We start from the raw sequence: 25,056 nt of genomic DNA, 5'->3' as shown, positions 1-25,056 counted from the left end.
AGGACGAGATGTTAATGGGTAATAAGGAATCGTACGATGGGGACTACCAAACGGCCTAGGATGCGCCTCCATACCTAGGGGCAATTTTGTGACCAGTGCAAATATAGGCGAAATCGGCAAGGGCCGAAAGGCCGGCGATGCGTTGATGTGGTAAATGATTCTCCGAACGATGCCCCCCAGCCGCGCAGGATTTTCCCTTAACCCGTTGGCTCAATTTCGGCGCCTGGCTTGAGCTTCCATTGAATGAAACCAAGAACGCTGGTCTCGCCTTGATAACCAGAAGCGAAACAGACTTTTATAATGGCAGCTGAAACCAGACTCTGCTGCCTTAGAGATTGAACCTCTCGCTCAAGATTAGGGTAAATAACGCAATCCTGAGAGGCGGCTTTATTTCGGCGAAATATGAGGTGCCCTTGGCCGGGACCAGTAAAGTAGGTCTGTTCAGTAAAACTGACCAAGAGGTCTCGGCACGTTTGCTTGATTCAGCGCCCTCTGCCCATTGGGATGTGCTGACGGGCAGCATCTCTAGGGTCGGTTGAACTGCTAGTGCAAGCGCTCGGGACTGAACCGCGGGAATACCTCGAAGGTTTGCCGGACTTCGGCACGCATCACGAGCCAGATGCCTATCGCGGAAATCCGCCATCCCGGCCCCCATCTGCCAGAAAAGCGGTTCATCGAACATCGCCCAGGCCCAGAGCAAGGTGATCGGCGGGCTCAGGTACAGCACGCTGGTAACGCGGGTCTCGCTGCTTCGGTGCAGGCAGATCCAATATAGCCCGTAGCCGCCGAGGGTGGAAAGGCCTGTCCATAATACGCTTATCACGAAGCCCATAGTGGGAGCCGGAGTCAGGCTGCCTTGGCTGCCCGCGATGGCGGCAAAGGCGAAACTGGAGACGAAGCACTGCAGCCAGAGGTTGGGCAGAAGGCTCATTGATTGTGAAGGGCTCGTGCGTCTCTGCCACAACGTCGCTATCGCAAGCGACAGCATGCCCGCTACCGGCAAGGTGCAGGCCCACAACGGCGCTATGCCCAGCCCTAGGGCGCTATGGCTGACCCACAGCACGCCAGCCAGCCCGACTATCAGCCCCAGCCAGACCTGACGCACCAAGCGCTCGCGAAGAAACACCGCCGACAGCAGCGCCATGCCCAGCGGCAGCAAGTCCGCGCATAGGGCCGCGAGCCCAGCCGGAACTCCGAGTGTGATCCCTTGCGTTAACCCGGTCAGATACCCTGCCATTGCCAGCAGTCCGATTCCTGCTTGCCTCACCAGGACGCGCAACGGCGTTTTAAGTAGCGATCTATAAACCAAGGGCAATAGGAGAAGGCAAATCACCACGCAGCGCCAGAATGCCACCAGCAAAGCTGGGGCGTAATCAATGGATAAGCGTGCGCCGATGAATCCCGAGCTCCAGGCCAGTAAAAGAACCGCCTCGAGCAAAAGCAGAGGCAGTGCCTGATGCCACCGTCGACGCATTATTTCGTCGTGTTGAATTGCAATGGGTTCGCTCATTCCCAAAGCCTACGGAACGAGCGCAATCTAATAAATCAATATATACGCTAGTGGTTATTCAACAGGATTGAATTATGACTGCAATTTTATATATCGACTTATTGCGCACCTTTCACGCAGTGGTGCGCTACGGAAAGTTCAACGCGGCAGCCGAGCATCTGCATAGAAGCCCGGCAGCGGTCAGCGTTCATATTCAGCGCCTTGAGGGCGTGGCGGGTGGTCGACTACTCAATCGCGATAACCAGTCAAGTTCCCTAACTGAACTGGGCCGGCGCCTACTGACCTCAACTGCTACGCTGTTACGCACCCATGATCAGGCGTTGGCTGATCTCCACGGTACTAACGTCGCCGGGCGCATCACATTGGGGGTCCCTGAAGAATACGTGACCCACGTCATCCGAGAAACTTTGCCGAGCTTCACCTGCGCCTGGCCGAACGTGGTGGTGGAGCTCAAGACAGGGCCGAGTCCTACGCTAAGAGAATGGGTCCAGCGCGGCACATTACAGGCGGCTGTGATAGCACAGCCCAAGGGGGATATCGGCCCGGACACCAAGGTGTTGATGTCGACCACGCCGGTGTGGGTCGGTCCGGTGAGTACCTCTGTGGCGCTCGATGATCCATTGCCTTTGGCCGTCCACGCCGTGCAATGCTGTTATCGCGAGGCCATGACCGAATCGCTGAGGATGACAGGTAGGCGTTCGCGCATCGTGCTCGAAAGCCACTCGAGTCAGGCGGTCAAGGCGTGTGTAGAGGCGGGTTTGGCCGTTAGCCTGATCGACCGGGGCAAAGTCACCAGGCATATGCAGATCCTGGAAGGAATGCCGGTTATTCCGGACTACGACATCGTGCTTGTGCGCAGCGCTGCATCCAGTGGAAACGAGGCCGTAGAGTTATTGGCGCGAGCAATGCAAAGCACGTTTCGGTTGTAGATGGAGGTGGGTCTTAGGGGGCAACCGAGCGGGATTTTCCTTGATCAGTCGGCGGCCTAGTCGGGGCCAGGTCGACAGCCTCACCACCCGCAAACAATGGCGTCACCCAGCGCCCGAGGTCGGATTGCCGTTGATATCGGAGACCTTCCGCAGCTAGACAGCTGCCGTCGTCGAACTATACCTGCCAGCCCATGATTTTTTTTCGTTTGTCATGGTTCATTTCCCTGATTTTTCGCGTACACGAAAACGGGCGCCCTTCTACTGACCTGGCCCCAGTTGAGACCGGGGTTTGGGTGCACTTGGATGACCTGGTGCGGGAATTTCTAGTGTTCTTGAAGCTGGTTCCCAAGGTCACTTTCGCTCTGGGAAGCAGCAACCCTCAAGCCTATGAGCGCGGTAACAGAGATCCTCTCGCGTCCTGCAGGGTAAATTCTTAACCAGTGGGCCTACGGACGCACAGCTTTAATTAGCTGCATTAGCATTTCGCTCTGTGACTCGTTGAGCTCTAGAGTAGCTGTCAACGCTACGATGAGATGATGCAGATGAGTTTTATGGACTGCTCGTATAGTTTGGTCATGCTCATGCTCCAATGCTCTTATAGCATTCTTCAGACGACTGAACATCGGCTGGTTAAACCACAGCAGCGAGTTCATGAGATCCCCCTTCTCCAATAAAAGCTAATAGCTTAGATGCTCAGCCACGTATGGCAAGAGTCATGTTGTCGACACAGGCTACCTAGCCCGATGTGCGGGCATCAATGCCGACATGGAAATTCAGCACTATGGTTAACCTTAGCAATCACCTGATCCAAATCACTCCAAGGCCGTCCATAGCCGGCATTTGGACACGATTTTTGGTGTTGAAATGGCACTCCTTTATTCATTTCCTGCTGCACAGTACCGCATGCTCGGCACTGCACTGCTCCATTCAGAATTTTCCACCGGTTATGCCAGGCAATAAGAGCATAAACAGCCACCGCTTATCTCCTTTAACCAAAATAATGTAAGATAAAGTCTTTTTCAGCTGCGTTCACGCATTATAAAAATGTCGACGCGCCGTTCGCAAGCCTTGTTTACCACATCAGCACCTGTATACCGTTCATGCACGAGTGCAACTGTAGTGGTCAAGTAATCCCGGACACGACGTTAAGTCTCTTTCCGGGCTGAGCTGGTGGCAGCCCGTTACTGAACTGATGTGGACTAAGCCAGTTGCAGCGATGCATGAGATAATGACTGATGTCGCGTCGAGCCTCTTGGGCCGTCATGTAGCCAACGGTCATTATCCATTCTGTTTGCAGACTCCGGAAAACACTCTCCATCGGAGAGTTGTGGTAACAATAACCTCGACGACTCATGCTTTGACGTATTCGGTACCGCCAGAGCCGTTGGCGAAACTGGCGACCACTATACTGCGAGACCTGATCTGAGTGAAGCAGCATGCCTTGGGGCTTGGGACGCTCATTGCCGATGGCAAACAACGAGGGCTTCCCCACCGCTCTATAAATGTCCAGTAGACTGACTTACTCAATACACAGGTGATCAGCCAGCCTCTACCATGCCCCTTTGCCGAGCTCACGTAGCCTGCACCCACAAACTAGACAACGCTCTACGAACAACCACCGCGTTCGTTCCAAGAATCGCGGCAATCCGTTCAGAGGTTGCAGGTCCCGCGCTGCTCCACGTGCATCAGGATATGTAGAATTCGTGAAATACGGCTGTCGTTGGGCATCATTTGCTCCTCTTTGTTTAGTACCTGGTAGAAAATACCGAATCATGGGACTTCTAAAGTTATATGACTATTGAGGACAGCGCGATGCGCGAATTTGAGAATCCCGATCACTGGGACGTTGCCGCAAAGCATTATCAGAAAACGGCTCACCCGTTCACTGCACACTTCGCAGAAGCGGCGCTCGCACGTATCCCGCTAACCTCGGGAAGCGTGCTGGATATTGCCACTGGTACCGGGGCACTCGCATTGGCAGCTGCCGCCCACACCGCCCTGGTCGTATTCATAGTAAAGCGTTCGCGAACTGATAGAAGCCTTACTGTCATCGACAAATCCAGCGGCCAACACTTTCTGGCCTGTCGCGATCATTGAGATAGCGACAGCTAAAGAAGTTATTTTTATCACTACGCTCCGACTTTGATTCCTATTATTGAAGAGCATATTTTTCCGACAGCATTACCCACTGCAGGACGCAACATCCCGCGGTTGTGAACACATTTTCCAACGGCAGGTACTACGACTTACGTTTTAGCGTTGCGGAAGTAATAATCTGGCTACATGAGTGACCAACCCTGCTGAGGGGGAGGAGGCGACAGTTGACTGACTCTGGATCGTTTATTTCATCTTGTACACCTCGCGATCACTTAAAGTGGCAAAAGTTGTCTGACCAGGGACATCCAATAAGCGATGCCGGCGTCAAGGATGCCGTCATTGAAATCATAAAAAGGGCTGTGCAGTTCGCGCGAATGCGCTTTATCGTCATTGTCTGCCGTTGTTTGCGACGCCAGCAAACCGTTGCCCAGGAACGCATAGCACCCGGGCTTGCACTGCAAAAAGTATGAAAAGTCTTCAGACGCAAAAGAGGGCGTCACGTGGCGGTCAACGTTAGGTTGACCCACTGCAGAAACCATCGCTGCCACGGCTTGAGTGGTTTCCCGTTCGTGATTGATCGTCGCGGGATACAGCCGTTCGAGCGCAAATAACACGTCGAGTCCAAACATGTCGCCGGTGGCACGCGCAATCGTGGACATTCGGTCATCAATGAGGTCGAGCGTCGTCGCGTCGAATGTTCTGACCGTGCCCGAAATCGTCGCTGTCTCGGGAATGATGTTATTGGCCGTGCCGGTATGAATCTGCGTGATGGACAACACCGCCGGATGATTCGCATCGACATTTCGCGTGAGGATGGTTTGCCACGCCAGTGTCAGTTGGGCGGCTGCAACGACAGGATCAGCACCTCTATGGGGTTGAGCGGCATGGGCGCCTCTGCCGGTCAGGGTCGCGGTAAAACTGTTGCTCGAAGCCATGATCGGGCCCGGACGAACACCGAACACACCTGCCGGCAACCCTGGCCAATTGTGGACACCAAAGATCGCATCCGCCGGGAATCGGTCGAACAGTCCATCCTCGATCATACGCCGGGCCCCCGCGCCCCCTTCCTCGGCAGGCTGGAATATGAAGTGGACGGTCCCATCGAAGTCGACGTCTTGGCTGAGTCGTCGAGCGGCGCCCAGCAGCATGGCGGTGTGTCCGTCGTGGCCGCAGGCATGCATCTTTCCGGGATGCTTTGAGATGTGCGAAAAGGTATTCAATTCCTGCAAGGGAAGCGCATCCATGTCTGCCCGTAACGCTATGGCTCGCTCCGAACGCCCCTTTTTCAATGTCCCCACCACACCATACCCACCCACACCCTCTTGCACCGAAATGCCATAATCGCGGAGCATTTTCGCCACCAGCGCGGAGGTATTGGCCTCTTCAAAACGCAGTTCAGGATGTTCGTGGAGGTAACGCCGCAGTGACGCGATATCGCGGGTGTGAGGGTGACCGTTTCGAGTCTGCTGATGGAGATTGTCCATGTCTTGACCTCTAATACTGAGCGCACGTCACCGTAGATAACGTGCGTAATGAAAGGTGATGAACGGCGCTATGCAGTGATCAGCCTGGTTTTCGAGCGAGCGAGAAACCCAATGAGCGTCAAACTGATCAACGCCGCTGCCGTCAGGTAAAAACCGATGATGAGTTTGTTCCCACTGAACTGGATCAGGGTGGTGACAATCATGGGTGTCAGTCCGCCGAAGATCATCACGCCGAGAGCGTATGACGTTCCTATTCCAGTCGCCCGGTACTGTGTAGGGAAGATGTTGGACATCACCAGAGGCGCACAAGACGCGTACAGTCCCAGAAAAATGGAAATCACGGTTTGCACTGCCACGAGCGTCGTGAACGTCGGGTTCGATGCCAACAGGATGAACAACGGATAGGCCAGGACACCTGCCAGACCTGCGCCCCACGCCATGGGTTTGTACGGACCGGTGCGGTTCGCCAGCAGGCCGACCAACGGACAAACGATGACCAGTGTGATACCCGAAGCAATTTGCCCGGCATACGTGGCCATGACGGACATGTTCAATTCCCGGACGGCGTAAGTCGTGAAGTAATTTGAGACTTGCGCAGCGACGGTCCAGAACACCATGACGGCAATACCGATAAGAATACGGCCGGAGTTGGCGTGAAGGCCTGCGAAAAATGTCCCGTAAATCTGCCCCTCGGCTGAGGTGCGTTCGAACTCTAGGGTTTCTGGAATGGCGCGGCGGATGTACCAGCCAACAGGGCCGATCAGCAGGCCCACGAGAAAGGCAATTCTCCAGTATTCGTCGACGATTCCTTTCTCACCAAATACAAGCGTGATGCCTGAGCCAACCAGCCCGCCCAACAGCACGCCTCCGCCTTGTGCCATTTGCTGAAAAGAGCCGAACAACGCTCGACTGTTGCCGGGCGCGTTCTCCACGAGCATGGCCACGTTACTGCCGATTTCTCCTCCCGCCGAGAAACCTTGAATCAGCCTGCCGAGGATCAGGATCAGGGGTGCGGCAAGACCGATCGACCCGTACGACGGGCAGATCGCTGGAACGAGGGTCCCGAACGCCATCAATAACAACGTGTAACTCAGCGCCTTTTTGCGCCCGGCCCGGTCGGCATACCTGCCCAAGACCAGTGCCCCTAACGGACGAACCAGAAAACCCGCTGCGAAGGTCATGAAGGTGAACATCAATGCGGCGAAGTCGTCGCCGGCTGGAAAGAATGCTTTCGATATGGGAACAGCGAAGATCGCGAAAATAACGAAATCGTAGATCTCAAGAACGTTGCCGATGGTCGCCGCAATGACTGTGCGACGCAGTGTCTTGCCATTGAGCGTGGCCTCCTGACTGTTGATATCCATGACGTCACCTTTTATTAGAGTTGTGGAGCAGCATCGTAGAGGTTTGTGGGTATACTGAAAAATACCTATAAAAAATACTTGCCATGCTTTGGAGGTATAGATAGAAATGGTCGAAATTCGCCACATCCGCTATTTTTTGGCCGTGGTTGAACATGGAAGCGTTGCCGAGGCGGCTCGCAAACTTCACATCGCTCAACCCGCGCTGAGTCGACAAATCAAGGACCTTGAAGAAGATTTGGGGGCTGCGTTGTTCGAACGCGGCGCACGAGGGGTGAGCCCGACCATTGCAGGACAAGAATTTGCGACGGACGCCCGTGCAATACTGGCGGCGCTGACTGCAGCAAAGCATCGGGTCACACACATCGCCAAAGGCACAAAGGGAACATTGCGTATCGGGATCACGCCCAATTTTGGTTGGCACCCCAAAATCCTGGAATCGATACGGCTGTTCACGGGCGAGTATCCCGACATTGCCGTGATGCTGGATCCCGCTCTTTCAACCCGGCAAGTGAGCCGGATCATCGAAGGTGAGCTGGACGGAGGCTTTCTCGCTTGGCGGTACCCACCCAAGGACGAATTAGCGACCCCGAGCCTTCAGGAGATCCGCATGTTCGAATGCAAGTTGAGGCTCGCGCTACCGCGGCATAGTCAGCACGCGGCGTCGGTGCCGCAAAGGCTCTCCGACCTCGGAGACGAACCAGCCGTCTGGTTTCCTCCGGACGTCGCACCTGCCTATAACGATTTCCTGACCTATCAATGCCACTCCGTGGGCCACACGCCTCGCAAGGTCGAGATTGGGAGTGACGTGCTCACCATCCTGGGGCTCGTTGCGGCCGGCATGGGTTACTCGATCGTTTCCGATGTGGCGACCCACATCTGCCCGGAAGGCGTGGTGCTCCTGGAACATCCCGACTTGAATATGCGCCACTACGTTTCATTCATCTATCGAACAAACGACAGCAACCCTGCGCTGCGACGCTTCATCGATAGCCTTGAGCAAGCCCGAGATGGGATGTTTCCAACTCAGACTGATGATATCGAAACTCGACGATAAAGGCTGTGCCAGTAGACGTTGGACATGCTGATATCGGCCCAAAGTGTGTCAAAGCCCCCGAATCGATTACTTGCTACGATTTTCCGTGTCATTTAGAGTCGGCGGCTCGTACCGGCCTATGCAGGACCAGCACACGGGCATTTTCATCACCGATCGCCCCGATCAGCACCGCTTTCTCAATTACGCAATTGACCTCATAACGATCATCGACAACGCTGTAACTACAGGGATTGGTATCGCCCTGAGCCGTCTTCATTATCACCAGCGAAGGTGCGCGACTGGCTTCACCCGGCTTAGGCGCGGCGAGCAGGTTCGCGCCAGGGAACTGAATGTAGGTCTTCTGATCGTCGGACTTGATGCTTTTGGGCATCCACGCAGGCTTAGCGGCGCCGACTGTCCAGTAGTCATAATCATATTGGGTCGTTGCCGACGCCGTGCCGGTGCAGGCGACAATAGCGAGCGCTGCAAAAATTGCTTTCACGACTCTTTTCCTCGAACAACTCACTGGCATGGATACGAATTTTTAGCGCTAGACGCAATAGAGCAGTTTCTGGCTCATAACCCCCAAGGCGAGATTTTGTATAAGAAATTTATAGACAATTTCACCGCCATGTTTGTACGTAAACCGTATCTTAAGGATTCAGCCTACCCACTTCCAAGGAGCGGCCGCACGGTTTCGAACAGTACACCCAGAGTCCATGGTTTAGGAATAAATGCAGCCCCTGACGGCAGTATATCAGTTGACAGCCTATTACCCGACGTAACAATTATTGGCAGTAGAGGCCAGCGCATGGAAACTAAATTCGCAAGCTCCAAACCATCTAGTCGTCCCGGCATTCGGATATCCGTAAAAAGTAAATTAACTAGGATTCCTGACTCTAGTATCGTTAACGCTTCGTCTGCGCCTGAACACTCAAGCACTTGTGCGTCAAGCAAGGTTAATGCGTCTGACGTCAGCATTCTTAAGGTATCATCGTCTTCGACGAGTAAAATTATGGGTAACATGGTCACATTTTCTGAATGTTATTTTAGGTAGAGCATGCGTTTGAGGCTTTGTTCGATAAATACTACCTGCCCCGTCGTCGTGCCGACCGACGGATACCGTTTGGTGGGTGGCTGGAGCATGTGCCCTCCCGAACGCAGAATTTTGCGGGTGGTCGATTTTCCTAAACTTTTAAGTAACCGATTAGCAGTCATCATGACCGCATTGCCAGTCGGCCAAAGCCTGACTTACGGCCAAGCTCATTTTAAAATACCGCTCTGTGCTCATCAGCACAGCATCACTAACATCGTTGATGAACATTAGGGTCATATCTGTACTGCGCTGGGCCAAGGAGTAACTCACACTGCCGAGAATCGAGTCGATCATTTCGGCCACTTGGTCACTGACCCGTTCTGCAGTAAGGCTCATCGGATTTTCCTACGGATCAGCAGTTTTAGGTAACGGATGCGGCGGCTTCTTGGTTGCCTCGGTGAACGCTCATACTAATGCTTTACTCTGCTTCGGCGGCATCGCTCCGAACAGTATCGGACTTCATTCCAGCAGTCAGCCCACTTTTTGCGCCACGTGAAAGGCAGCTGGCAACAGGCGCAGGTTTTGACCGGAAGCTCATTCTTTTTCAAACGAGAGCCCTGCGCGGGGACAGCCCTCCATCTCCACCGAATCCTTACGATTTAGCAGCAGTCCCAGCAAAGCGTGCTGCTTTGTCGCGATCAACTGGCGAGAGCCATAGATGAGGTTGGTCCAGCTCCTCTGCTTTGCTGATGTAATGGTTGGCTTCGTGAATCTGCCGTATCAGATGGATCTGGCTCTTGTAGCTGCTCAACGCGCTCACCGGGAATTTCCTATTCGCTGTGTGGTGATGATTGAACCACTCATCAGCGGTGATCCCGGCACCGGCGCCGGCCTCATACTGCTCAGCAAACCACTGCTCATTTTCTTCAAGTGCGAAACCAGCGTCGAAGCTGGGCATGCTCAGCTCGACCATCTGCTGCTTGACGGATGCTGCCCACGCTTCAAAGCTGCTCACGGTCACATAGTCGTCCTGCGAAAAACTATAGTTCAAGCTTTTGATAATTTCAGACTGCATGCTGCGATGATTTGCAGCTGCCGCCACACTGATCAACGCTCGCATTCCATCCGGAAATCTGAGGATGTATGGATCACTTGGGCGTCGTCGATAGGTCAAAATATGTTCGTCATCGGGGGAGCTTATTTTTTTAGCCAATTTTGTCCGCTCTTGTCACGACATGAAAATAGCGCCCTTCTATATGCCTGGCTCCGGTTTTTAGGTCGGCGCTTTTGTGTACATGGTGCCAGTTTACGACTCGCTCGTCAGATTCCCAAGATTCAACCTTCGTGTCACTGAGAAGAGCCCATCGAATCCATGAGAATACACAGCCCAAGCACTTCATGGGCATGCCATCTCGGTCAGCAGATCTTACCGCCGGTCCCGAACGCTCCATGCGACTTGTTGCTGCCGCTCCTGCGAAAGGGGTCTCTGCTGAATTTGAGTTTCCAGCACAGCTCAGGGTGGGTCATATTCGTATCTCAACATGGATCTTGCGACGCTATCAATCTGCGCCTTTGGTAGTGAAGGCAGAAGGCGTTTAAGGCTTGCCATCAGCCCTGTTCCGCCTCCGAATCCATGCGTGTGGGGTATCACCTGAAAATCCCAGGAGAATACAAAAACCTAGGCTCTGAATTCGTCTGATGGTGGCGGCAAGCAAAGGGGAAACTTAGCGCTATACGCACCTATCTGAAACCTTCCTCAAACGTAAGCGCTATAGTTTGAATTGTTTTACCAAACGCTCTAAGCTAACTGCAAGTCCCGACATCTGCTGGCTCGCGTGAAGTGTTTGACGTGTCCCTTGCTCTGTCTCACCTGCCAGGTCTCGTATACTTACCAGGTTGCGGTCAACCTCTCTTGCAACATAGGCTTGCTCTTCTGAAGCAGTGGCAATTTGAAGATTGCGCTCTTCGATTAACTGCACTGCAGCCATAATTTCTTCAAGTGCTTTCCCGGCATCCTGAGCGATACCATAGGTATCGTGAGCTTGTGACGTACTCTGTTGCATTGAGTGGACAGCGCCTTCAGTACCTTCCTGAATTGTCGCGATCATTTGTTCGATTTCTTTGGTTGACTCTTGCGTTCGATGTGCCAATGCACGGACTTCGTCAGCAACGACTGCGAACCCCCGGCCTTGCTCGCCCGCTCTTGCTGCTTCAATCGCAGCGTTTAGGGCCAGTAGGTTAGTCTGCTCGGCTATCGCCCGAATGACGCTGACGACTTTGGCAATGTCTTGGGCTTGAGTGGCAACGTTCTGCACCTGCCCTGAAGTATTTTCCACTTGTGCGGTCAGTTGCTGCATAGCAGTGAGTGTTTGGGTAACCTTTTCGTTGCCTGCCTTTGCAGCAGCGCTCGACTGACGTGCTGACTCGGATGTTGACGTCGCATTGCGGGCTACCTCTTCAACGGCCGCGCTCATTTGAGTTACGGCTGTAGCTGCTTGGTCTATCTGGTTGTTTTGCCTTTCCTGAGTGACACCGGCTTTTTCTGTAACAGAGTGCATATCGGTCGCCGAGGATGTGAGCTGGGTAGATGAATGTACAATCCCTTGAATCGTTTGCCTCAAATTTTCCTGCATCTGCTTAAGCGCATTCATAAGACCAGCAGCTTCGTCTCTACCAGATACGATAATCGCGCCGTTAAGCTCGCCTTTGGCGATCGCTTCTGCGACGATCAGGCATTGGCCAATAGGATTAGAAAGACTTTTTGTAAGCCTCCAAGCGAGAAATATGGTGACAGTCAACGACAGGATAACGATCAAGCTCATCGTACTTAAGCTGTGTTTGTAAACGGCTGTAGAGTGCTGGCCGGAATCCTTCACTCCAACAGAGTTGAGGTCGCGCAGTGCGGTGAGCTTGACTTGGTAGGAGCGAGCATTATCTGCCTGTTCTCCATTAGCAAATCTAATCGCTGCATCTTTGTCTGTATGCGCTAGACGGACGAGATTATCCAAGCCATTTAGGTACTGCTTCATCAGTGCGGACGCATCATCAAAGCTAGCTTTTTCCGCTACTCCTGAAATTAGATGCTCTCGATAGTAATCGGTTAGGCGATTGAGTTGATCGCGGTTTTGTCTGATCGCTTCTGTAATTTCCGCGACGACTTTCGGATCGGCGGAGGCTAGCAGGCGGATCCCTTCCAGGCGGGTGTGCAACAGAGCAATCTGGATGTCATCAGAGGTTTGGATGCTGGGCAGCCAATCTGTCTCAAGATCCTGCTGGGTAGAGCGAAGGTCTGTGATTTGCTCGAACGCAAACGCGCTCAACATCAAAAGAAATAGCGTGATAATGCCGAATGCGGCGCTTGCCCGAGGAGCTATACGCAAGGATTGAAGGTTCATTAAAACTCCTACAGAACTATACGAACTGGTTGGCTGTATCAGGTCATCTGCCAGCGGAACCAAAACTTGAATGGTGGCTTATGGCCGCCACCATGGAGACTGAGGCGTTTGGCACCTTAAGGATACGTCTCCGGCAAACACGCCTTTCTGACACCATTGCTTAGGGCGATGGGTTCCACCTTTTATCCGGGGACACTATCGCCTTTAATGCTGGAGTTTGTTAGATGTGTTCGCCATCCGCTTACGGCTCTGCGGCTTCCAATGACAACCCATACCTGAGCAGGTCGACTCCCATTCGGCCAAGCGGCGGTCTTTTTCGTAAGCATCAATCATAAGATTTCCTCAAATTTTCTGAGCACATAATCAACGGTGAACCTCCTATCTACCCGCTCGCTCGTCGCGGCCCCACAGTTCCCACGCATCGCGCATAGCGAGTTGGTAGTCATCCCACAGCCCACGAGCCTTGAGTGCCCGCAGGAGATAGTGACGCTGCTTTTCAGCGCTATCGTTGATCTTAACTGCTTTCCAGACTATATTCAGACAGAGTGCACTGACCAGCACTAAAACCACCACCACGCCTAAAAGTATGTATACGGTCACCGTCGGATCTTTTACTAGCAGGGCACAAGATATGTCGCGGATCCATTGTTCACAGAACACATGCGCTGCTCTTGTTCTGCTGGCTGAGGACGGGTTTGATTCGGCGGATACTTGGCTCGCTCTGCCTGCGCCTTTTTGAGCCGCTCATGAACCACCTTTCCATACTCCTGAGTAACAATAAGTTTCTTCTGCAGCAACTGTAAATACTCAGGGCTCTTAACTGGTACCTTTTCCATCTCCGCGTCGATTTCTAGGACCGATGCCGGCTTAAAACCATTGGCAACGTCTTTTTTATCACCTTCGATATTTAAAAGATGATCATCAAGAAGATCAGTTTGCTTAACGATGTGTGCATCATTACTGCTCAATGCACATCCTGCCAAGACACTGATCGAGAACAGCACCGTTAGAACTTTTTTCGTAATTTTCATTTGTTTCACTCCGTTAAAATCTAACATTCGCTAAGAGGCTTGTTACGAAATCTGCTCACTGGTCATTTTCTGAGTATTTCGCGGACGCGAAAATGGGCATCCCTCTACTGACTTGGCCCCGCGTGCGACAGCGAGGCTGGATGACCGGGTGCGGGATTTTCCTAGCCAATCAGCTTGGGCACGCGACTCATCTCCAAACCGCAAGCGGAGTAAAGTTAGGTCCCGTTCAGTCCATCCTTCATTCCAGTGGTCTGTATTTGCTCTCAGCATTTGAAATAGGGTTGATCGTTTTCGATGGTCTTTTCGTCGCCTTGATGGCCTTTAGGGCAGGCGAAGTACTCTTAGGTGGATCTTCCTATGTTGACCGCTGGGGAGGCACTCCGGCCATCAGAGCAGCGAGTTCGCGCCGTGAATATTACAGCTTCTGTGCGGGAAGCTCGCAATCGAATGCATGCAAAATTGGCCGGTCCAGCTGAGATGCTGACTCGCAATTTGACATGCTTTGCAGCCAAGCACATCTCCCTGGAGCTCCCATCGGCAGTACCAGTCGCACAAGCTGTTGTAGAGACGAATCCATGGCATCTCTCATCCTAATATCCCACTTGCTTGGGCTGATCGGCTTGGGCCGCTCTCGACGTTGCAGCGGCTCAGATTTTCACCATAACCAAATTATTCTGGTGCTTTAAACAGGTCTACACCCCGAATTGGGTACAGCTACCAGGTGAGTTTTTTATGGTTTTATAACCAGTAACTATATTTTTACTATCAAACGTCACTACGATTGTACATTTCTTATCATAATATTTAGTATTAGATATCGGCGTGAGCATTACGCCACCTGCAGGACCAGCGCTTACGGTGTTTGCCGTATCTGTAAAAGTATACTGTTTTTCCATGAACCAGCTTGCCGAGGATTGGCCATCAGCAGTTTTGATGACCTTGTCGGGCTTTCCAAACTTATCATAAACCATCTGAATGCTGCCCCCCCATAAACTTATTACTATAGATCAAGTCCGGGATGGTCGGGACAGCATTCGCCATTGTCTCGCACGCCGACAAGTTAATTACCAGTAGCAACAGTGCTGAATGTTTTAAACCATTAATCTTGCGCATCGATTGTTCCTTTTCGTCATGCGAACGACTTATGCTTAGTCCCGATGAGATTAGATTCTTACTCAATGCCCTCGGCATTACGCTCGACCAGCACCGAAGCCCGAGGCTAATAGTAATCGTTGACGATCCTCACCGACAATCAAGTGATCAGAGAATTGTGGCAGTTTCCACATGATCAGTCGATCTTGCTTCCGCTGACTTGCGGCTGCCTTGGCCCAGTTTGATAGCTGGGCTTGAGCAGGATCGGGATTTTTCTCCCAAAATACGCGTTCGCCATCACGAACAGCTACATCAAGTTTATTGAGCCAGTCGCTATGCTCATCGTCACCGATAAGCTCGGGCCAGGCTTTCAAGAGGGTGTTTCTAGCTACACGTTGTTGATCTCGCAACGCATCTAGATCTGGTGCATTACGCAACGCTTCAATTGACTCGCTTATCGCCTTCAAAGCCTCGGCACGGGGTTGGTCAAACGTTGGGTTCATAGTGTCACTCCCTATTTTTCGCGGACGCGAAAATGGGCGCCCCTCTAAGTCCTCGCCCCCGCGTTTGACGGCGAGGCTAGATGACCCGGTGCGGGATTTTCCTCCCTTTTACAGTTTTAATGAAGAGTTGTCGTTATCGAATCAGTACTCGAATTCTCGCTCTGCGTCAGCACTACGATGTCTTAGCTAGGCTCCTTAGATACCGCACCATTGCCGTAAGGATGACCAATGCTATAACCGTGGCGAAGGTTGGCAGGCGATAAGGTTTCAGGTCGCCAAGGACATGCTGTAATGCTTCACCAGCCCAGTACCCAGCGCTAACGAAGAGGCTGGCCCAGATCGCCGCGCCCAGCACATTGATTAGTGTGAAACGCAACGTCGCGAGGCCGCTTGCACCTATCACCACCATAGGCCCCGCCAGACGCATTTCGTAGAGAAAACGCACGGCGAATACGGATGTCGTGGGGTAACGGTGGATAAGCCCCTCGACCCGTTTGATGGCAGACTGGTGACGCTTTAGCTTGGGCAGCAAGCGCTCCACGTAATAACGTCCGGTCAGTGCGCGACCTTACCGCTGAATTCAGAATCCAAAATTTGACACAAGGAGCAAAATTCACGGCTCGGTTTCCTGTCGGGTAATTATGTCGCTTACCAGCATTCTCGCGAAGATAAATGGTTGCAGGAGCTGACTTGTCAGCTGACAGGCCAGGCGCTTGCAAGCTAATCCTAAGGTTGCTAGCGTCTTACCCTCAACTTAATAACTCACACCAGGAGTCACAGGATGGCAACCTCAGATTATCTCGACCTGGTCCAAAAACTTTACATCGCCTACTTTGGCCGACCCGCCGACCCAACGGGCTTGAATTACTGGGCCAGTCAGGTGAACGCTCCAGGCGGCAACATGACTGTCGCCATTACTGGCTTCTCCGCGTCGAGCGAGTCCACTAACCTATTTGGCGGCCTGCCCAGCGCGCAGAAAATCAGCGCCATCTATCTCAACCTGTTCAACCGTCTGCCGGAAAGTACCGGCCTGAGCTACTGGATCAATCAGCTCGACAGCGGTGCAGTCACCCAGGCCCAGGCCGCATGGGAAATCATGAACCAGGCCGGCGCCGGTGACGCCGCTTCAGTCGCCAACAAGCTGGCCATGGCCAATATCTTTACCGCCCAGGTTGATACAGCAGCGGAAATCGCCGGTTACAACGGCGCCCAGCCAGCGGCTTATGGGCGTGCTTATTTGGCCGGTATAGACGCAACACCGGGCTCTGTGAGCATTGCGAACAGCGCGCTGAACAACTCGGTGGCTGATGCCACAGGTGTACGCCCGGCGCCGCCAGTGGTCACCACCCCGCCTGCGCCCGCTACTGTCTTCACCTCCGGCACCGACAGCTTCACGACCACGGACAGCACGCTGGTCTACACCGCGACGCTGGGTGGTATCTCGCCGACCCTGACCGCCAATGACAGCCTGCATGGGGCCGGAAACACGCTCAACATCACCGACACCTCTGGCAACCAAACCAGTTGGCCGAGCGGCCTGGATTTGACCGGGGTCGCCACTGTCAACCTGACCACTGCCGGCAACGTCGGCATTTCCGGAGTTGCGTTAGACCCACGCTTCGCCGGCCTGAGCCACTTCACACTCCATTCTTCGGGCACCAACACCGACTACCTGCGTGGCGGCAGCGTGGCGCTGACAATAGACAGCCAGGCCTCCTCGATCCAGATCACGAGTGGCTGGGGCAGCCTGGACATTACCGACAATCATCTCACCGGCGCGACTGCGCTCAGCCTGGCGGGCACCGGCGGCGCCGTCACTCTGCACGACCCAACGGGGGCCACAACGCTGACGATCGCCCTAAACGCAGTGACGCTGACCGGTGGCTTTACGGATGCCGACAACCACATTACCAATCTGACCCTGGCTGGCACCACCAACCTGAGTAAAATCGACGCCATCACAGACTCCGCCCTGACCAGCCTGACGTTAACTGGTAACGTGGCTCTTGGGACAAACTCAAGCCAACTACTGACCCTAGGTAACGCAGTTACATCTCTGTCAGGCGCTACCGACAATGCGGCCAATTACATCCGAATCTCGGCGGCCAATACCGTAGTTACGTTGGGGAATGGCGACAATACCATCGTGGACGCGTCGACTTCCGGAACGACCAACATCACGTTAGGAAATGGAAACAATAGCTTTGTAGACAGTGGTATCGGTGCCAGCCGGGTTATGTTCGGCACCGGGTTCAACACCGCAGATCTAGGTGGATACTCAAACGGCGTGATCGCCATAGGAGTCAATGCAGGGTATTCAAGCTCGCCCACTACACCCAATCTGGTGGTTAATCATGCAGCTGCAGGCGACAACATCGCCGTGTTATCAATTTCGGGGCACTTTCAAACGCAATACCTCGTCGGAGCGTTAGGGACTCATGGCACTACAGCGGGGACGATCTCAAACCTAGAATCACTGCTTTCAGCTAACTCGACGGCACAGTCCTTCGCGCTCGACAGGTTTGGCGGGGACACTTTTATCGTCGCTACCGCTAGCGGGACTCTGGGGGCAACCGATACCACGGTCATCCAACTGGTCGGCTATACCGGAAATGTAACCTGGAGTGGGAGCGATAACGTCCTCCATCTGACGTGAAGATTCGCGATCTCTGCCTCACGTCAATTTTGCATAGTTTCGTTCGAGGCGTTCGATTCGCTTGCCGTAAAGGATGCGGCGGTTGCTTGGTTGTCAGGGTGATTTACTAGTGTTTTGGACCTGAACTCACGGCCCGCCTGGAAAGCAGGTTAGCACGATCCGTCCGGAACTGCGCTTTAAGAAAACAACGCTCTGCTTTGACCATCTGGCCCTCCTCGCGAGCCTTGTTGCCATCGGCAAGCCATCGGCAAGCCATTGGCTTGCTCGGGGCTCGGCATCTAACGCATGCTCGCCCAGCGGTTTTATAGGGGCTTTAGTAGGCATGGGTTATTTCCCGTTTTTTTCGCGGACGCGAAAATCCGCGATTCTCTTCTACGTCCTCGACTCCCGGCTCTGAGGCCAGGGCTTGGGGTGCAACTGGATGACCTGGCGCGCGATTTTCCCTTATACCGTCGGCTCAATTTGTAGTGGTCTAATGAAACCGGACACCCATTTAAGCGAGAATGCTCGCCAGATAGAGGTGTCTGATGACCAAGCAACGCCGTACCTTTTCCACTGAATTCAAACGTGAGGCCGCAGGCCTCGTGCTCGATCAAGGCTATAGCCATATCGAAGCCTCCCGCTCGCTTGGGGTGGTCGAGTCTGCGCTGCGTCGCTGGGTCAACCAGCTTCAGCAGGAGCGCAATGGCGTCACGCCTCACAGCAAAGCCCTGACGCCTGAACAGCAGAAAATTCAGGAGCTGGAAGCCCGAATTGCCCGTCTTGAGCGGGAGAAATCCATTTTAAAAAAAGCCACCGCGCTCTTGATGTCGGAAGAGCACGAGCGCATGCGCTGATTGATCAGCTGAGTGCTTGTGAGCCAATCGAGTTGCTGTGCGAAGTGTTCGAGATACCTCGCTCGTGCTACTACGACCATTGCATGCGACGCCGGGCTCCAGACCCTGAGCGGGTTCGTTTACGCAGCCGGGTCAATGAATTGTTCGGGCAAAGTCGAGGCGCTGCCGGCAGTCGCAGTATCGTGTCGATGATGCAGGAGGATGGCGAACAAATCGGTCGGTTCAAGGTGCGTGGCCTGATGCGAGAACTGGGATTGATCAGCAAACAACCGGGCTCGCATGCTTATAAAAAGGCAACGGTGGAGCGGCCTGATATTCAGAATATTCTGAATCAAAAGTTCGATGTGCCCGCGCCCAATCAAGTCTGGTGTGGCGACATCACTTACATCTGGGTACAAGGGAAATGGCATTACCTGGCCGTGGTCATGGATCTCTTCGCGCGCCGGGTGGTGGGTTGGGCGTTGTCGAACAAACCGGATTCGGACTTGGTGATCAAGGCGCTCGACATGGCCTATGAGCAGCGCGGCAAGCCTCAAGGCCTGCTGTTTCACTCCGACCAGGGCTCGCAATACGGCAGTCGCCACTTTCGCCAGCGACTCTGGCGATACCGCATCAATCAGAGCATGAGTCGCCGAGGTAATTGCTACGACAACTCGCCGATGGAACGTGTTTTTCGGAGCCTGAAGACTGAGTGGATACCGACCGTGGACTACACGACGGCCCAAGAGGCTCAGCGCGATATCAGTCATTATTTGATGCATCGCTATAACTGGATTCGGCCACACCAGTTCAATAACGGACTGGCACCAGCTCAATCCGAAAAAAGACTTAACGTCGTGTCCGGGATCAGTTGACCACTACAATTTCGGCGTCTGGCTTGAGCTTAGATTGAATGAAATCAAGAACGCTAGTCTCGCCTTTATATCCAGCAGCGAAACAGGCTTTTACAGTGGCAGCTAAAACGAAGCTCTACTGCCTTAGGGATTGAACCTCTCGCTCAAGATCAGGGTAAATAACGCAACACTGATAGGCGGCTTTATTGCCAGAATTACTCATCTCCATGTGGTCTCGATCGCAATTCCCGAGGGCGAAAGTGCCCTGCGCCTACTGGCAAAGCCCGCGAGTACCACCATCATCGCATTAGCCGGAAATCATCGCTAAGTCCGAATAATGGCCAAAATTTCGTTGCTTAGTCGTTCGCAGCGGTAAAGCTAGACTGTGAACCACACCCTGTCCTGCTAATTTGGTGCGTATGTGCCGCGCTACCTAGCGAGACAGGGCGTCGAGAGTTTTCCCCGACATTTCCATACTGATCACCTCGAGTTCTCCTCCTAAAGTGAGCAGAAGCAGTTGAACACCTGGGTCAATTTTCGGTCAGCGGCAACAGTCTGCTTAACCATTCGGTGAATATGATGTGGCCTTGGCCGGGACCAGTAAAGTAGGTCTGCTCAGTAAATCTGAACAAGAGGTCTCAGCACGCTTGCTTGATTCAGCGCCCCCTGCCCTTTGGGATGCGCTGAGCCCAGCCGAAACTTCGAGTGTGATCCAGTGCGTTGACCCGGTCAGATAGCCGTGAGAGCGCGCGAAGCCGAGCGTGGTCTCATGAGTGTCACTTGGGCGCGCGACCAGCCAAGCACCTGCGGACATAGCGGGTGTCGCTCCGTAAAGTAGCTGTCGAGCAAGCCTTACGGTGCGGTTCCACGCACGGTGGCCGCGAGTTCCAGCCAAGATTCATAGCGTCGCCAATGCCAAGATTTATCCCTTGACCGCCGGCGCAGACTGTTACGCCATCGCCAGACTGCTCGATGTTCTCCACGCCGCAGCCATACCTGATGTCGACGCCCAGTGCTAAATGCTGGACAGCTGCGAATCGGGAAAAACAACAGGAAAATCCGCCCAAGTCGGCCAAGGCTCGCCTACAAACGCAGGGCTCGCTCAGTAGAGGGATGCCTTTTTCGCCCCGCTAAAAAGTCATGGACAAGCATCTCATCCGCTGAAGCGGAATCATTTTATAGCTCAACAATCATTGATCATCAACGAGTTAAAGGGGCGGCAGCATGCAGCAAGTGGACATTTTAGAATCGATTACCTCCTCCACAGAGCCTACAAAGCCTTCTATATTCGGTCCGATTCCATGAACAATGCTGACGCATGGCAGTGGGCAACCGGCGGTATAGAGTTTAGTCTGGGACCTAGATACGGCGCTGACAAAATGACAAAACTCTACAAGCTGCTGGTAGAGAAATTGGGGGTTACAGGCATTGAATGGCTCGCTATTTAGGTAGCATAAGAGCCATTCTATCCCAAATACCCTAGCGCATGAGTGTGCATAGGCATGCTTATTAAGCACTCCCATGATCACTGAGGCAACTTGAGTAAAAATGCAAACTACAGCGAGTCTAACCGAATTCTTTGAAGTGCATTACGTGTTCAACGGGATGAAATACGTTGCTGTTGTGGAAAAAGCCAATATGTCGGAACTCGACTCCTGGCTCTGCGCGATCATGGTCGTCAAAGGGATGAGTTTGAGGGAGAACGATTTATTCGAAACACTCGAATTGGCAAAGTTGGCAGCCGTCGGGCTAGGTATAAGTAGCGTTCGCTGGAACAGAATGAGTCGCTTCGATCGACGTCGCCCGTCGGTCTTCGTTTACGAAGATACAAGGGCAAATGGCCTATTCCTAAAACCGAAACCTGCACAAAATTAGCAAACAATTTATGAAAGCTACACCGTCGCACTTTGCATCATGTGACTATTAACTGTCGGCGCTGTTTGAAAACTGAATGATGACATGATCTTAATAATTGCCTACCGAAGGCCAAGTGAAAAATTCAAGGCTTATTAAGCTTTTATGCAGCACGAGGAAAACTTACTAACGGCAGAGCCCAGCTACTAGGCAGACCCCTAACTCTTGTGTGATATTTATTATATCATCACAAACAAAACTTAATTCCCACTGAAGCTCCCGTATAAAAACCCTTATAACTCCACAGCCCGGCTTCACTATCTCTAGTAACCGGACCATGGTGCCGTTACTATTATATAAAACCGGTGAGATCTCCTCCCGCATTGATTGTTAGCCCCGTCGCCACAACACCTACAATTTTGATCAGTGCATCCCCCGACTGAACACCTGCTGTTGCATCTCCAACTACAAACAGATAGCTATTGGCGCCATCAGTGAACATTACGGCGGTACCAGCGGCATCGGTGTTTACAGCATTAACGACGGCGGCCAATTTTGCGGTTAATGTCGTGGCATCGGAAAAAAATGTTGCCAAACCATTGGTGATGCTCGCAGTTCCTGATACAGCAGCGGCGGAATGATCGACCTTAGCCAAGCTTGCCGTAAAGTCGATCGTATTTATCCCACCTCCGGTACTCCAATCTGTAATGGCGTCAGCGGCTAAGATCAAGGAATTGGTGTCAGTAGCCGTAAACTGGGCCGGCGCAAACTTGACCACGTTTGCGCCGGCGCCGAGGGTAAAGCTGTCCGCTTTTACTGAGCCGGTAATGGTGTCGGCGCCGCTGCCGCCGAGATATGTTGCCGTAGCATTGGCCAAGTGCAAATCAACCGTGTTGGTACCGCTCGCACTACCTTTGACCGTAAGGCTCGGACCGCTTGTGGCCCCGGACGTCCAGGTAAAGCCACCTGACGTAATCCCACTAGCGTCTACCGAAGTCAATCCTGTGCTGGACGCCGTAAGGGCCAGGCCTGCATTCCCGGACACCGTTATCGTCTTGAGCGCATTACCTAACAACGTCACCGAATCGTTAAAAGTACCAGATGGTGTACCTTGCCCATCGAACGTACTGATCGAGATAGTCTCGACACTGGTCGTAGTTATACCCGTACTCGCAAAAGCCACCGCTGCCCCCGTCTTACTAGTAAGCGTAAGGTTCAAGGTGTCATTGCTACCTGCGGCAAAACCGTCGCCATTAAGCGTATAAGCCGTACCGGCGCCGGTAAGTATCAGCGAGTTTCCGGTTACCAACTTGTTCAGCGTCAGCCCATTGCCGCCCAATGTCGAGAAGCTCATCGCACCGACAAAATTGCTGACGTCCACCGTCTGGTTGGTAGCGCCGGTCAAAGTCACCTGTTCAAACCCGGAAATCAGCGCAGCATTACTCAAAGCAGCCGCTGATATTGCTGTTAGGCTTAGCACATCATTACTACCAGCCCCGCCGCTAATGACTTTGGTTGGCGCAGCGCTATTAGTCAGGGTCAGCGTATCCACACCTGAACCACCGCTGTAGCTAGCTTTTGTGCCATCGATGGTCAACGTAACCGCACCGCTACTGGCGCTGGCATCTACGGATTTAAGCGTTGAAGTACTGCCGAAATTAGCCGTAAGCCCGGCCGCGCCACTGACTGTAACCGCGTTCAGTGCTGTTGCTCCTGCGGTCGAAATGAGGGTCAGGTTTTTGGTGCCGGACACAATGAGGTTACTCAGACCACCGAAGGTTATATTAGCCAAAGTTGAGTTGGCACCGGTTGTCGTGACATTAAGCGTCGTGTAGAGATCAGCATCATCGAGTGTACCCCCGGTCAGACCGTCCGCCGTCAGGTTCAGGGTGCGGGTGATGCTGGCGCTGGGAATAGACGAACTATTATCGATGATGATATTGCCCGAACCACCGGTAAGAGAGAGGTTGCTTAGGACATTGTCCTGTATACCTACTACCGTATAATTTTTTACTGATATGTTGGTAATAGTGCCTACTTTAGTGCCTGCACTACCACTGTTAATATCGTAGACGGCAACTGCATTGTTGTCTACTCCAGCAGTACCCACGTCGGCATTGGCCCTAGCGGCGTTGTTCACGTTGACCGACGTGGTCCCTGCCTTGCCATTGACAGTGATTGTCCCCATCGTCACGGTGGTATTTAAAGCATTACCGGCAGACTGGGTGACATTGATGACGCTACCGCCGGTTATGGTAATCGGCCCCATACTACCTGATGTGGACCCACTGGTCGCATCGACCTTCACCGCCCCGGTTGCCTGAGTGGTGCTTCCAATTGTAATCGCCCCGCCAGTGCCTGCTGACGAACTCACCGATACATTAGAGCCGCCATTGATCGTAATATTACTGGCGCCTTGGTTCAACGCGCTCGAAACAATAGCCGTGCCTGCACCCGCAGTAATCGTGCTCGCCCCGGCATTGCTCTGAGTCGTCAAGCTGGTCAGACCGATCCAGGTGGTGGTGTTCAGGCTGACATCGCTGAGGGAGGTGAACGTGGCCGACTCCACGCCCGTCACGGTCACACCAGCACTACTGATCTTTCCCGAACCGCTCACCGTCAGAGTATCGGTGCCCGCACCGCCGTCGATAGAGTCCCCGGACGCGAAACCGCCTGCGACGGTAGAGACAATGGAGTCATCCAGTGCCGTGCCATTAACGATATCAACCCCTGCCGTCAACGTGAATGTCTGCCCCGGGCCAGTCGGCGTTGTGGGTGGAGTGGCAGTCGTAGTATTGGTTGCAATCGCTACAGTGTTAGTCAGATTGCTAAACGCAGTCGCAGTGCTCAATGAGGCAGGGGTGGCATCAACGCCATTTAGGAATGCCCGACCATACGCAGCGGCAGTTTGGCCGACATAACCTACCGTTTCATCCATTGTATCGATCTGGGCAGTGAAGGCGTTGGCTGCGGCGAGCTTATTGGCTACTGCGCTGGAATCCCCCACACCCGCTGAGTTAAGGATGGTGTATGCCGCCTGCGCCGAACTCACAGTGCCAGAATCGATCAATCCAACCCAGTAGCTCAAGCCAGCTGGTTCAGGGTTTCGATTGAATATCGCCAAGTAAATCGCCGAGACTTTCTGTGAGGTGCTAGTGCCAGCGTATAAAGCATTGGACTCATTAGAAGAAGAAAAGCCCGCAATCGCTGCGCTGAAATTACCATTAGCGGCATCCACGCTGGCTGCCCAATACGCTAGACCCACAGGGTCGGCTGGCCGCCCGAAGTAGGCAATATACAGTTTTTGTACCTGATCGAAATACGCAGAAGCAGCCATCGACTCAAACTCCATATAAAGTCACTGCGAAAATGCATCACCTGTGTCCCTTAAGAAATAGCACAT

General features: G+C 53.2%; 19 protein-coding genes and 4 pseudogenes. 7 read left to right on the top strand and 16 right to left on the bottom strand.

The annotated features are described in order from the left end of the window. Positions 1-543: 543 nt before the first annotated feature. Positions 544-1,510 (bottom strand): annotated as a pseudogene (locus tag M2401_RS18385) (DMT family transporter). 74 nt (positions 1,511-1,584) lie between these two features. Between M2401_RS18385 and M2401_RS18380 the strand changes: the two are divergent. Then, positions 1,585-2,439, top strand: coding sequence for a LysR family transcriptional regulator (locus M2401_RS18380; RefSeq protein WP_259104922.1), 855 nt, complete (start codon positions 1,585-1,587; stop codon positions 2,437-2,439). Positions 2,440-3,562: 1,123 nt separating this feature from the next. On the opposite strand, the pseudogene M2401_RS18375 reads toward M2401_RS18380, so the two are convergent. Beyond that, positions 3,563-3,898, bottom strand: a pseudogene (locus tag M2401_RS18375) (integrase core domain-containing protein); the annotation flags it as partial. Between the two features lie 332 nt (positions 3,899-4,230). Between M2401_RS18375 and M2401_RS18370 the strand changes: the two are divergent. Continuing rightward, positions 4,231-4,536: a hypothetical protein gene (locus tag M2401_RS18370; protein ID WP_259104920.1), complete on the top strand. Its 306-nt coding sequence runs from the start codon at positions 4,231-4,233 to the stop codon at positions 4,534-4,536. Between the two features lie 272 nt (positions 4,537-4,808). Here the strand turns inward: M2401_RS18370 and M2401_RS18365 are convergent, their stop codons facing one another. Both M2401_RS18365 and M2401_RS18360 read right to left on the bottom strand, forming a co-directional pair. Next, a complete protein-coding gene (locus M2401_RS18365; protein ID WP_259104918.1) occupies positions 4,809-6,020 on the bottom strand; it encodes a M20 aminoacylase family protein in 1,212 nt (403 codons plus the stop codon). A 68-nt stretch (positions 6,021-6,088) separates the two neighbouring features. Continuing rightward, positions 6,089-7,384 (bottom strand): MFS transporter, encoded by a 1,296-nt coding sequence (locus tag M2401_RS18360; RefSeq protein ID WP_259104917.1) that lies wholly within the window; start codon positions 7,382-7,384, stop codon positions 6,089-6,091. Positions 7,385-7,490: 106 nt separating this feature from the next. Between M2401_RS18360 and M2401_RS18355 the strand changes: the two genes are divergently transcribed. Next, positions 7,491-8,438 carry a LysR family transcriptional regulator gene (locus M2401_RS18355; RefSeq protein ID WP_259104915.1) on the top strand — a complete coding sequence of 316 codons (948 nt, stop codon included), beginning with the start codon at positions 7,491-7,493 and terminating at the stop codon, positions 8,436-8,438. A gap of 88 nt (positions 8,439-8,526) precedes the next feature. Here M2401_RS18355 and M2401_RS18350 read toward each other — a convergent pair whose 3' ends face one another. From M2401_RS18350 to M2401_RS18305, 11 genes and pseudogenes are all read right to left on the bottom strand, one after another. Beyond that, complete coding sequence (locus tag M2401_RS18350) at positions 8,527-8,919, bottom strand: hypothetical protein (RefSeq protein ID WP_259104913.1); 393 nt, start codon at positions 8,917-8,919, stop codon at positions 8,527-8,529. A gap of 164 nt (positions 8,920-9,083) precedes the next feature. Continuing rightward, positions 9,084-9,443, bottom strand: coding sequence for a response regulator (locus tag M2401_RS18345; protein WP_259104911.1), 360 nt, complete (start codon positions 9,441-9,443; stop codon positions 9,084-9,086). A gap of 181 nt (positions 9,444-9,624) precedes the next feature. After that, positions 9,625-9,849 (bottom strand): hypothetical protein, encoded by a 225-nt coding sequence (locus M2401_RS18340; protein ID WP_259104910.1) that lies wholly within the window; start codon positions 9,847-9,849, stop codon positions 9,625-9,627. A 74-nt stretch (positions 9,850-9,923) separates the two neighbouring features. Next, positions 9,924-10,061, bottom strand: a complete 138-nt coding sequence (locus M2401_RS18335; protein WP_259104908.1) for a DUF2256 domain-containing protein — start codon at positions 10,059-10,061, stop codon at positions 9,924-9,926. A 44-nt stretch (positions 10,062-10,105) separates the two neighbouring features. Then, entirely contained in the window at positions 10,106-10,666 is a 561-nt protein-coding gene (locus M2401_RS18330) for an Arc family DNA-binding protein (protein ID WP_259104906.1), read from the bottom strand. Between the two features lie 556 nt (positions 10,667-11,222). Then, a complete protein-coding gene (locus M2401_RS34590; RefSeq protein WP_409033950.1) occupies positions 11,223-12,011 on the bottom strand; it encodes a methyl-accepting chemotaxis protein in 789 nt (262 codons plus the stop codon). A gap of 66 nt (positions 12,012-12,077) precedes the next feature. After that, positions 12,078-12,848, bottom strand: a pseudogene (locus M2401_RS34585) (MCP four helix bundle domain-containing protein); the annotation flags it as partial. Positions 12,849-13,462: 614 nt separating this feature from the next. Continuing rightward, the gene (locus M2401_RS18320; RefSeq protein ID WP_259104902.1) at positions 13,463-13,879 is read right to left on the bottom strand and encodes a hypothetical protein; all 417 of its coding nucleotides are present in this window, start codon (positions 13,877-13,879) and stop codon (positions 13,463-13,465) included. Positions 13,880-14,839: 960 nt separating this feature from the next. Next, entirely contained in the window at positions 14,840-14,992 is a 153-nt protein-coding gene (locus M2401_RS18315) for a hypothetical protein (protein WP_259104890.1), read from the bottom strand. A gap of 77 nt (positions 14,993-15,069) precedes the next feature. Further along, positions 15,070-15,474: a hypothetical protein gene (locus M2401_RS18310; protein WP_259104889.1), complete on the bottom strand. Its 405-nt coding sequence runs from the start codon at positions 15,472-15,474 to the stop codon at positions 15,070-15,072. 172 nt (positions 15,475-15,646) lie between these two features. After that, a pseudogene (locus M2401_RS18305) lies at positions 15,647-16,030 on the bottom strand (DedA family protein); the annotation flags it as partial. Between the two features lie 225 nt (positions 16,031-16,255). Between M2401_RS18305 and M2401_RS18300 the strand changes: the two are divergent. From M2401_RS18300 to M2401_RS18290, 4 genes are all read left to right on the top strand, one after another. Continuing rightward, the gene (locus M2401_RS18300) at positions 16,256-18,130 is read left to right on the top strand and encodes a DUF4214 domain-containing protein (RefSeq protein ID WP_259104888.1); all 1,875 of its coding nucleotides are present in this window, start codon (positions 16,256-16,258) and stop codon (positions 18,128-18,130) included. Positions 18,131-18,657: 527 nt separating this feature from the next. Further along, a protein-coding gene (locus M2401_RS18295; RefSeq protein WP_259104887.1) for an IS3 family transposase occupies positions 18,658-19,820 on the top strand; the annotation gives its coding sequence in 2 pieces (ribosomal slippage) (positions 18,658-18,922 and positions 18,922-19,820; 1,164 coding nt in all). Positions 19,821-20,992: 1,172 nt separating this feature from the next. Next, positions 20,993-21,247 carry a DUF6555 family protein gene (locus tag M2401_RS34345; RefSeq protein ID WP_310504134.1) on the top strand — a complete coding sequence of 85 codons (255 nt, stop codon included), beginning with the start codon at positions 20,993-20,995 and terminating at the stop codon, positions 21,245-21,247. Between the two features lie 100 nt (positions 21,248-21,347). Continuing rightward, positions 21,348-21,674: a hypothetical protein gene (locus M2401_RS18290; RefSeq protein ID WP_259104886.1), complete on the top strand. Its 327-nt coding sequence runs from the start codon at positions 21,348-21,350 to the stop codon at positions 21,672-21,674. A 331-nt stretch (positions 21,675-22,005) separates the two neighbouring features. On the opposite strand, the gene M2401_RS18285 is transcribed toward M2401_RS18290, so the two are convergent. Continuing rightward, a complete protein-coding gene (locus tag M2401_RS18285; RefSeq protein WP_259104885.1) occupies positions 22,006-24,990 on the bottom strand; it encodes a DUF4214 domain-containing protein in 2,985 nt (994 codons plus the stop codon). Positions 24,991-25,056 lie beyond the last annotated feature (66 nt).

This window comes from Pseudomonas sp. JUb42 (genome assembly GCF_024807945.1).
In the GTDB taxonomy this organism is placed as follows: domain Bacteria; phylum Pseudomonadota; class Gammaproteobacteria; order Pseudomonadales; family Pseudomonadaceae; genus Aquipseudomonas.
Note: the sequence above shows the minus strand (reverse complement) of the source record. Positions and strands in the feature narration are given on the sequence as shown.

Coding starts and splice junctions, on each gene's coding strand:
- M2401_RS18380 (WP_259104922.1), top strand. CDS start 1,585: ATGACTGCAATTTTATATATCGACTTATTGCGCACCTTTCACGCAGTG.
- M2401_RS18370 (WP_259104920.1), top strand. CDS start 4,231: ATGACTATTGAGGACAGCGCGATGCGCGAATTTGAGAATCCCGATCAC.
- M2401_RS18365 (WP_259104918.1), bottom strand. CDS start 6,020: ATGGACAATCTCCATCAGCAGACTCGAAACGGTCACCCTCACACCCGC.
- M2401_RS18360 (WP_259104917.1), bottom strand. CDS start 7,384: ATGGATATCAACAGTCAGGAGGCCACGCTCAATGGCAAGACACTGCGT.
- M2401_RS18355 (WP_259104915.1), top strand. CDS start 7,491: ATGGTCGAAATTCGCCACATCCGCTATTTTTTGGCCGTGGTTGAACAT.
- M2401_RS18345 (WP_259104911.1), bottom strand. CDS start 9,443: ATGTTACCCATAATTTTACTCGTCGAAGACGATGATACCTTAAGAATG.
- M2401_RS18340 (WP_259104910.1), bottom strand. CDS start 9,849: ATGAGCCTTACTGCAGAACGGGTCAGTGACCAAGTGGCCGAAATGATC.
- M2401_RS34590 (WP_409033950.1), bottom strand. CDS start 12,011: ATGCACTCTGTTACAGAAAAAGCCGGTGTCACTCAGGAAAGGCAAAAC.
- M2401_RS18320 (WP_259104902.1), bottom strand. CDS start 13,879: ATGAAAATTACGAAAAAAGTTCTAACGGTGCTGTTCTCGATCAGTGTC.
- M2401_RS18315 (WP_259104890.1), bottom strand. CDS start 14,992: ATGCGCAAGATTAATGGTTTAAAACATTCAGCACTGTTGCTACTGGTA.
- M2401_RS18310 (WP_259104889.1), bottom strand. CDS start 15,474: ATGAACCCAACGTTTGACCAACCCCGTGCCGAGGCTTTGAAGGCGATA.
- M2401_RS18300 (WP_259104888.1), top strand. CDS start 16,256: ATGGCAACCTCAGATTATCTCGACCTGGTCCAAAAACTTTACATCGCC.
- M2401_RS18290 (WP_259104886.1), top strand. CDS start 21,348: ATGCAAACTACAGCGAGTCTAACCGAATTCTTTGAAGTGCATTACGTG.
- M2401_RS18285 (WP_259104885.1), bottom strand. CDS start 24,990: ATGGCTGCTTCTGCGTATTTCGATCAGGTACAAAAACTGTATATTGCC.